Below are 5,597 nucleotides of genomic sequence, written 5' to 3' on the forward strand. Positions count from 1 at the left end.
ACTACCAGGGGCTTGACCGTAACGCGAGGAGGGCAGCGTCCGAAAAAGATGTGGGCTCTCTAGTCGGCAGCGACCGGGTGCCCGAGCTTGCGTAGCACGCCCGGATGGGTCGTTACGTGAGTGGGTTCACCCCGGATACGTGACATCGACGCCAATCACTGACACGTATCCGGGGTTTCCCTATGTGAATGCCGGTGGCTTCGCCGCGGCGCCGCACTCTGGTTGCCGGCCAGAGGCTCACCTCCGGTTCAGCCGATAGCTACCTCCTTCGCAACGGAAACACTTCGCGTGAAAATCTATTCCAGTAGATTACGCCAAAATCTATTCTAGTGGAAGATGACGCAGACCATTCCTGTAGGGCAGTGTTATCGCTCGTGGAAAGCTTGTGGGAATGACGAGACGACCTCTTCGGGGTTTCGACCGGGAGAGGCTGATCGATCTGCGGACGAAAAGGGGCTACACCCGCGGTGACCTGGCGAGGTTCGCCGAAGTGAGCGTTGCAGCCGTGCGTGCGTGGGAATCCGGGCAGGCCACCCCGCAGGTGGACCGACTTGCACGAGTGGTCACAGCCCTCGAAGTCCCGATGTCCGAACTCGTGCGGATACCCCCGCACGAGCGATACCTGGGCGATCTGCGGGTCCAGGCCGGCCTTACCCAGCCGCAACTGGCTCTCGAAGTCGGCATTTCCACGGCCTCGCTCAGCAGTCTGGAACTGGGAGAGACCTCGCTGCGAGAACCGGTTGCCGAGCGACTGGGGAAAGCGCTGGGGGTGGACACAGCCGAGATTCGTGCCGCCTACGAACGCTCCCGAACTCGACCGCCGGGCACGCCGGTCTGACGCGCACGACACGCTGTCAGTCGACGTACGGAACGTACGGATTACCACGTCTGGACTCTCCCGCGGAGATAGCAGCCCGCCTCACGCAGACATGCGGAGGCAGCCGAAAACTGGCTGTGCTACCTCCAAGGCCGAGCAGACAAGCCCCAGGGAATCCCCACGAGCGGGGACGCGGAAGAGAAATTACCAGATCACCGCAGGTAGCCGGTGACTGACCGAACCTCCCCGAAGTCACTGATCGGACCCGCAGAAACCCTCTGCGGGTGCATCGAACTCGCTCACCATCGCCGAAACCTGTACGAGCACAAGGCGGTCGCTGAGAGGCCCGGGGTACGGGCTGATCGACAACTGCGCTGTTCGCCAACCTGATTCGGAGCGCAGGCGAGCCTGAGCAGTTCGGGAAGCAGCATCGCCCGAGCGGAATGCTGCGATCGCTTCTGCCAGGACACATCGGTCATCAGGATGAACGATGTCGTTTCCACCCTTGACGTTCCGCCACGCCACCCACGGTGGCGCATCAGGAAGCCACATGGTCAGAACAGCCAACTCGGCGGCGAACACGCCGGTGTAGACCCCCGCCGTTCGCAGCATCTCCCGCATTCCCAGCTCACTCAATGTCGGCAACTCCGGCGGCGTCGTATCGGACACGTCATGCCAGAGCAGCCGAATGCCGACGTTTCCCGGATCGGTGCGACCCTTGCCCCAGCAATACCAGCGCATCACCCGCCCGTCGGCATGGAGAACCGACATCGGCGCCTCCCACTTGCGGCCGTGCACCGGACCTATCCCCAATTCGAACAACGAGGCCGAAGCGTCGAACTTGACAGCTTTCGCGATGTACTCCGCTGGCGTTCGCTCCGGAACATGATCTCCGGGGAGCACCCCCGACATCATGGAGGCCTCGACCGTCTGACCGATCACCATGCGTTCGAGGTCCCACGCGATGCCAGCGACTATGCGAGGAGGACTCGGAACTCGACCCGGTTCACCGACCCACACCTGGACGCCGTGCACCTCACCGCCGGGCCCGGGGACAGGAATCGCTTCGATGTGGAAGGTCTTCTGCGCCCTCTTACGGGAACTCACATCGAGCTTGACGGCACGACGAGTGCGAACTGCCTCCTGAATGATCCGCGTGATGGCAATGTCAGGGGTCGGCTGAACATGCCGGTTCACCGACGACCAGCCCCGTACTGCACCGCCGCAGCTGACAACGGACATCTCCCCGTCGATCAACGTCTCGATCAGGTGCCACTCATTGAGAATCATCGTTGACTTATTTCCTCCCCTGGTGTGGGCACAGTGCAGCTGCCCGGGAAGGAAGATACCGGGTCAACTGACCCGTTATGTACGCGAGAGCTTGACCGTCAACCCTCGGGGCTTGAGGGTGATGGCTTCGTGAACATCGAGTTCGTAGTCGGGGTCGGGAGCAAAGTCGTACCGCCGGATCAGCGATGCAAGTGTCAGCACGGCCTCGTGCAACGCGAACTGCCGCCCGATGCACGCCCGGATCCCGGTTCCCCACGGCTTGAAGATGTGTGCCGGACGTCGCCGCACCGCCTCGGATTCGAACCGGTCCGGGTCGAACCGGTCCGGATCGTCGCCCCACAGCGGATCGCGATGAAGTTGCGGCAGCAGCACGAACACCCACGATCCCGGAGGAAGGGTGCGTCCGCCGAGCGTCGTCTCGCCCCGCACCTTGCGGAAGTATCCCGGTGCGGCCGGCCACAACCGCAGTGTCTCGTCCACCACCCGCCGCACATACCGCAGCTTGGCGACCTGCTCGTAATTGATTTCCGCGTCGGCTCCGACGACCTCGGCGATTTCGGCGCGTGCCCTGGCCACGACCTCGGGATATCGGCTCAGGAAGTGGATGGCGAAACCCAAGGTGGCCGCGGTGGTTTCATTGCCCGCAACCAGGAAGGTCAGGACCTGGTTGCGGATCGATTCGCGGCTGAGCTGCTCGCCGGTGTCGGGGTCGGCGGTGTGCATCATCAGATCGAGCAGATCGGTGGGCGTGTCACCGGAGCGCATGCGCTCGTCGACGATGCGATCGACCGTTTCCTGCATCAATGCGATATCGCGGGCGTGCTGCTCGCGGGCCGCTCGCCCGAACAGCGCGCGCAGAATCGGGATGTCGTTCGAGGAACGGTTGACGTACTCGAGCGCCCGGCTCATCGCCTCGATGAACGGATCGGGTTCGGTGCGGTTGAACGAGTCGAAGTCGTGGCTGAACCCGCAGCGCCCGATGACGTCGAAGGTCAGCGAGGTCATACTCTGCGATACGTCGACATAGCGGCCCCCCTCGGCTGCGACATCCCAGCTGTGCAGCAGTTGATCGATCACCGTGAGCATCGAGTCGTGGTAGCTGCGCATCGCGGCCTGGCTGAAACCAGGGCCGAGGATGTTGTGGGCCTTACGCCAATTCGGTTCGGAATTGAACGCGGTGAACAGCCCGTCTCCGGCGATGACGCGGAGTTTGCGGAGCGGTTGGCCGAGGAACTTGGCCCACTTCTCCTCGTCGTTGACCTCGCGCACCAGGTCGGCGCCGGAGACCACGATCAGTCGGTGCTGGAGGATCTTGCGTTCGAAGATCCCGCCGAGTTCCTGTGCCATCTGCATCTCGCGCTGCACCGGCTTGGCGACGTCGATGCTGAGTAGATCCCCCAGCAGTGGCAGTCTCCACCGAGGTTGCGGAATCGGCTGTGAGTCGGTGCTGGTCGCAGGGCTGCTCGTCGAAAGCTGCGGTGACGCCATTCCTGAGAGTGTGCCCCACAGTCCGTGTAACTCACACCGCAGCCTCCCGTCAACCGGTCCCAGGGAGCATCCGCGCCCAATGTCCCACTAGTCGACACGCGCCACGCCGATACACGCGGGTAACTGACAACGGTGAACTCGGCCGCTAATCTGAGTCAGATTCATCGACCGATCTTGAAGAACGGGGGTTCACGCATGGCACAGCCGCACAAAGGCGACCGCGCCTCGATGACTCTACGTATCCCCGCTGAGCTGCACGAACAGCTCCGCAAAGACGCAGGGGACGCCAAGATCGCGCTATCCCAGTACGTCGCCGACCTCCTCGCACTCCAGGCGGGCAGACCGGACCTCGCCCGCGAGATCAGGACGGTGCCCGTGTAAACGCCAGCAGAGAGGGCCGCTAGCCGCCAACTAGCCCGCCCGCAGAAGCAGAAAACCCCCCACCTGCCAGGGTGGAGGGTTTCCCAACCAAATATCCGCCCGATCGGTCGCCAAACGTTTCGGGCATTCAACTTTCCGCTCAGAAAGTCTTCGCTATGTATGTTAGCGAGCGCTGCTCGTCTAGTTCAACTTCCCCTGCAAATCACACCCCAGCGTGTCGCCCCCGGTGCAGCACGGCCCCGCGGGGAGGCAACCGCCGAGGTCCCGGCCGAGCCGCCACTTCCACACGCCGCCGCCGTCGACGCGGCAGCTACAGCCTGCGCGTCGCCGACGGCGCGTACGCCACCATCCCCGTCTGGGACTCCCGCGCCGGATGGATGCGCCAGATCATCACCTGGGCGCGCAGCGAGACCGGCATCAAGACCTGCCACCAGCACCGCATCGCCCCCGACAAGTTCATCGCCGCCGCGAACGCCCACGCCGCCTACGCCGACGAGTCCACCGGCCGCAGCCTCACCGCCTCCCGAGACACCCTCGCCCAGTACGCCGGGATCAGCACCGACGTCCTCGACCGCGCGCGCCAGATCCTCCGCCGCATCAAAGCTGCCGCCGAGATTGTCCGAGGCCGCTACCTGACCATCACCGAACGCATCGAAGCCAGCCTCACCCACGGCGGCCGACAACTCCGTGCCGCCTCAGTGTGGGCACTGACCAGCAGGTTCACGTCAGATAATTCGGTTTATCCACAGTTTCCGAATCATGCGGATCTACCCGAGAACCCCTTGGGTTCTACGGGTATCTCTCGTCTGGAAGAACTCACCAACGCGCGCGCTCCGCGCCGCGCACGGACCTTGACCAGCCACCGACCCCGACCGCTGCACACCCAGATCGCCGCTGCACGCCTGGCCGACCGACTCGGTCCCGCGATGCCCGAATACCGCGGCGTGGGCCGAGACGGCCACTACGTGCCCGGCACCACCCACCACCACGTCGGAGCGATCTCCGACGCCCTGACCGCTGCGGGCATCGACACCACCCGCTGGACCGGCGACGACATCGCCGACCGGATCACCGAGTTCCGCCGTGAACGCACCCTCCCGCACCTAGCGTCCCCGAACGCCTTCCTGCGCTGGCAGCTCCGCGCCCTCGCCGACGTGTGGTCAGGACCGACCCCCACCGAACGCCGCACCGAGATCCAGTCCCGCCGCGCCACCGAACGTCGCGCCGAACTGGACCGTCGCGCCGCCAATCCCCCGGCCAGCGATGACACTCGTGCCGCCGCACACGCCGAGATCCAGCGGGTGCTGTCGCAGCGCTCCGGCCTGCGTACCCAGACGCACAAGGACCGCTTCGGCCGGCGCCGCTACTGAAGCAGGCTCTCGCTCGGTCAGTACCGGAAGGACGGAATGGAATCGTTTCACGCGGAAGCCGTTTCTACCCCTCGAGCTTGCGGGCATCATGCAGTATCCGGCCCACAGCTCCGGTCGACATCTCCAGTTTCTCGGCGATCTCGCGGTACTTCATTCCCTGCTCGCGCAGTTCAACCACCTGATTGCGTCGGAGTTCTGCGCGTTCGAGGAATTGGTCTCGGGGTTCGGCGATCGATAGTGCCCCGTGGAGT

Annotated in this window: 6 protein-coding genes; 3 read left to right on the forward strand and 3 right to left on the reverse strand. The window is 64.3% G+C overall.

Features of this window, described 5'->3' with window-relative positions; all coding sequences use genetic code 11:
- The first annotated feature begins 391 nt into the window (after window positions 1-391).
- Window positions 392-838 carry a helix-turn-helix domain-containing protein gene (locus tag A8G15_RS17095; RefSeq protein WP_068162034.1) on the forward strand — a complete coding sequence of 149 codons (447 nt, stop codon included), beginning with the start codon at window positions 392-394 and terminating at the stop codon, window positions 836-838.
- 231 nt (window positions 839-1,069) lie between these two features.
- On the opposite strand, the gene A8G15_RS17100 is transcribed toward A8G15_RS17095, so the two are convergent.
- Window positions 1,070-2,107, reverse strand: a complete 1,038-nt coding sequence (locus A8G15_RS17100) for a GAF domain-containing protein (protein WP_068162037.1) — start codon at window positions 2,105-2,107, stop codon at window positions 1,070-1,072.
- Between the two features lie 75 nt (window positions 2,108-2,182).
- Window positions 2,183-3,595, reverse strand: coding sequence for a cytochrome P450 (locus tag A8G15_RS17105; RefSeq protein ID WP_068162039.1), 1,413 nt, complete (start codon window positions 3,593-3,595; stop codon window positions 2,183-2,185).
- Window positions 3,596-3,790: 195 nt separating this feature from the next.
- On the opposite strand from A8G15_RS17105, the gene A8G15_RS17110 reads away from it, so the two are divergent.
- Window positions 3,791-3,976: a toxin-antitoxin system HicB family antitoxin gene (locus A8G15_RS17110; protein ID WP_068162042.1), complete on the forward strand. Its 186-nt coding sequence runs from the start codon at window positions 3,791-3,793 to the stop codon at window positions 3,974-3,976.
- A 377-nt stretch (window positions 3,977-4,353) separates the two neighbouring features.
- Entirely contained in the window at window positions 4,354-5,346 is a 993-nt protein-coding gene (locus A8G15_RS17115; RefSeq protein WP_068162045.1) for a replication protein, read from the forward strand.
- 64 nt (window positions 5,347-5,410) lie between these two features.
- On the opposite strand, the gene A8G15_RS29980 is transcribed toward A8G15_RS17115, so the two are convergent.
- Window positions 5,411-5,597: sigma factor-like helix-turn-helix DNA-binding protein (locus A8G15_RS29980; protein ID WP_245687877.1), on the reverse strand; the 187-nt coding region annotated here is incomplete at its 5' end.

It is taken from the genome of Rhodococcus phenolicus, from assembly GCF_001646785.1.
Taxonomy (GTDB): Bacteria; Actinomycetota; Actinomycetes; order Mycobacteriales; family Mycobacteriaceae; genus Rhodococcus; species Rhodococcus phenolicus.